General features: G+C 42.7%; 2 protein-coding genes. One reads left to right on the top strand and one right to left on the bottom strand.

The window, feature by feature from the left end:
* Nucleotides 1-306 precede the first annotated feature (306 nt).
* Complete coding sequence (locus IQ229_RS17850; protein ID WP_194045998.1) at nucleotides 307-624, bottom strand: hypothetical protein; 318 nt, start codon at nucleotides 622-624, stop codon at nucleotides 307-309.
* A 178-nt stretch (nucleotides 625-802) separates the two neighbouring features.
* Between IQ229_RS17850 and IQ229_RS17845 the strand changes: the two genes are divergently transcribed.
* A partial coding sequence (locus IQ229_RS17845; RefSeq protein ID WP_194045996.1) for a two-partner secretion domain-containing protein occupies nucleotides 803-3,720 on the top strand: 2,918 nt, incomplete at its 3' end.

Here is a 3,720-nt window from a genome sequence, read left to right as displayed (position 1 = left end):
AGAGACAGAGATAAACCTACGGCTTCTTTAGACGTAAACATCGGGAACAGCGATCGCTACTACAGCAAAAACAATGGCAACTAGAGCCAATTTCCAGATGTAGTAATCAGGAAAATTGTGGTTTAAAGAATAAAATGTCCGCAAAAGGATTGCTGAAATGCTTATTATTGCGTTGTGCAGGAACTAGAGCGATCGCTCAAATGACAGTTGCAAACTTAATTGCATTCAAATAGTATCAGACTCGTTTAAATGTTAAGTTCTGACTTGGGGGCACTTGATGTAAAAACAATCACGTTATTCTTTAAGTCACACAGTGATTTGTAACTGTAAATCTGCTTTGCTTTCCCCTATATGCCACGAAGGAAGAGGAATAGGAATAGGTATAAGCTGTATTGGCTCTACTGTAGACTGATTAATGTCCACCTTCACGCCCACCTTAACTGCTTGAACCTTACTTACACTTATTGTTTCTACTAGAGTTTTTTCACGGACTAGTTGTTGAGGCTTACTTGTAATTAGTGTTCCTCCTAGAATTTTTTCAGCCTGCACAGATGTGATGTCCTGCTCAACAATTGATTCAATATAGTCTAAATCCAGGATTTTCATTTTTAAGGAATAATGCATAGTAATCACCCAATTGATTGTTTTTCCTTAGAGGTAAAATCACCTCTATTTAATAACCCAAGTTGCAGCATAAATTTTTCTGCAAATTATGCCATTTATTCACAAAACTTTATAATTTTTGCTGTCCAAACTGCACACAAAGGCTCGATCATTTCTGTTATTAAGGGAAATTCATCAAATGACTGAAAACTTACGCGGTTCGTGCTGGCTTAGGTTAATGATTTCTTTAGCTCTTAGTGGCATATACCTCAATACTGGAGATTGCACCTTTGCTCAAATTACGCCTGATGGCACTTTACCGAATAATTCCACTGTCAAATTAGAGGGGAATACTAGAATTATTGAAGGAGGAACTCAAGCTGGAAGTAATCTTTTCCATAGTTTTGAGCAGTTTTCTGTACCCGGTGGCACTCAGGCTGACTTCAACAACGCTTTAGATATTCAAAATATTATCAGCCGTGTTACAGGTAGTTCTGTTTCTATAATTGAGGGTCTGATTAAAGCCAATGGCTCTGCTAATTTGTTTTTTCTCAATCCCAATGGAATTATTTTTGGTCCTAATGCTCAATTGGATATCAAGGGTTCTTTGATCGCAACTACAGCAAACGGTCTCAAATTTGCAGATGGCGCTCTGTTTAGCGCATTTCCTCCCCAAAGCACACCTCTACTAACAGTAAATGTTCCCATTGGCTTGCAATTTGAGGGAACAGCAGGAAGTATTCGTGTAGAAGGATCTGACCTAAAAGTACAACCTAGTAAAACTTTAGCACTCGTGGGCGGTAAGGTGACGTTGCAGGGAGGTGAACGAGCAGCTTTAGAACCACGACAACCAAATTTGGCAGTTCCAGGAGGACGGATTGAGCTAGGTAGTGTGGCTGGTGTTGGAGAAGTGAGCTTGAACCAGCAAGACAATCATTGGGTATTGGGGTACGCCTCTGTAAATAATTTTGGCGATATTGGATTGGAAGATGGAGTGTATCTTGATGTTAGCGGTGCTGGGGGTGGTGATGTTCAGATTCAGAGCAATAATTTGGCTTTAACTCAAGGCTCATGGATTTATGCCGACACACAAGGTACAGAAGCTGGTGGAGAGGTGCTTGTCCACACAAAAAATACGGTGACTCTCACTGAAGGTTCGCAGATTACAGCCGATGTTTATCCTCCAGAAGCAATAGGAACCGGAGGAAATGTGACGATTCAAACCGGACAGTTAAGTATTCAGGGGGATAGGTCAAGGATAAGAACTGGTACCTTAGGCAAGGGACAGGGGGGAAATTTGACTGTAACCGCCACTGATTCCGTGGAACTAACAGGAATAACAAATAGCGGTTTGTTTACTGAAACTCAAGGTGCTGGAAATGCTGGAAACTTGATAATTACTACTCGAAGGTTAAGTTCTCAGAATGGAGCGCGAGTATCAACTTCTACTTCAGGTGAGGGACAGGGAGGAAAGTTGACTGTAACCGCCACCAATTCCGTGGAACTAATTGATGCTAATAGCGGCTTGTTTACTCAAACTCAAGGTGCTGGAGATGCTGGAAACTTGACAATTACCACTCGAAGGTTAAGTTCTCAGAATGGAGCGCGAGTATCAACTTCTACTCTAGGCGAGGGACAGGGGGGAAATTTGACTGTAACCACCACCGATTCCGTGGAAGTTATTGGTGTTGGTAGCGGCTTGTTTACTGAAACTTCAGGTGCTAAAGGCGCTGGAAACTTGACAATTGATACCAGACGCTTGATTGTCCAAGATGGAGCGCAAGTATCAACTTCTACTACTAAAGGCAAGGGGCAGGGGGGAAATTTATTTGTGGCTGCTAGCGATTTGGTGGAATTACAAGGAACAGGAATATCAATAGATGGGCAGCAATTCCCTAGTTTTTTATCTACTCAGACTGACAATGTTGGTGATGCTGGTAATTTGACGATTAAGACTAGGCAGTTAATTGTGGGAAATGGCGCACAGATAGTTACTGGTACTCGAGGTCAAGGAAAAGGTGGACAGATAGAAATTAATGCAACTGAAGCTGTTAATGTTTTTGGATTTGCCATTAATAAAACAGCAAGTGGGTTATTTTCACGTACCAATCAAGGGGGGCAAGGGGGAAACATCATTATTAATACCAATGCTTTTCGGGTAGCAGATAATGGGGTTATAGATGCCCGCACTCTAGGTGAGGGAAATGCTGGCAATATCACGGTGAACGCGAATACTTTGGAAGCGGTTAATGGTGGACAAATCCTTGCTAATGCTTTCACAGGCAGCAGTGGCTTTGCAGGTAATATCACAGTTAATGCTACTGATCGGGTGACTATATCTGGCAGTGCTCCCTTGAAACGGTTTGTCCGAATTCGTGGGAGTCTTGTTGAGGATGAGTCTCTTAACAGTGGCTTGTTTGTTCGCTCTCAAGGGTCGGGGAGTGCAGGCAACCTTCAGCTAGGATCTCCTTTCATTCGCTTAGATAACGGAGGGGAAATTACTGCTGAAACCGCATCCGGTAATGGTGGTAATATTACACTCCACGACCTAGATTTATTGTTACTAAGCGGCAATAGTCAGATATCTGCTACCGCAGGCACTAATCAACAGGGTGGAAATGGCGGTAATATCATCATCAATGCTCCTGACGGCTTTATCGTTGCTAAACCAGATGAAAACAGCGACATCACCGCCAATGCCTACAATGGTAATGGGGGAACAGTCACAATCAACGCTACTAAGATTTTTGGAATTGCCTCACTAACTAGCGAAGACCTTAAAAGGTTGCGCCCTAACGATCCAAACCCAGACCCGCGTAAACTTCAGACAAATGATATTACAGCAATTTCCCAAACAAGACCTGATTTAAACGGCATTGTAGAAATCAACACGCTCAATGTTGACCCCTATCAAGGATTAATTAACTTACCAGCCGTCCCAGTTACTAGTCAAGTGTCGCAAGTCTGTCAAGGCCGTACAGCACAAAATGAAAGTAGTTTTACGATCGCCGGACGCGGTGGCTTACCACCCAATCCCAGAAGCCAACCCCTCACTCCTGATGCAGTTCAACTAGATTGGGTAACTCTCAACCCAAAGGCTGAAAACCACTTTAGTAC

The sequence above is a fragment of the Nostoc cf. edaphicum LEGE 07299 genome (assembly GCF_015207245.1).
GTDB lineage: Bacteria > Cyanobacteriota > Cyanobacteriia > Cyanobacteriales > Nostocaceae > Nostoc > Nostoc edaphicum_B.
This window is presented reverse-complemented; position numbering and strand designations above follow the sequence as displayed.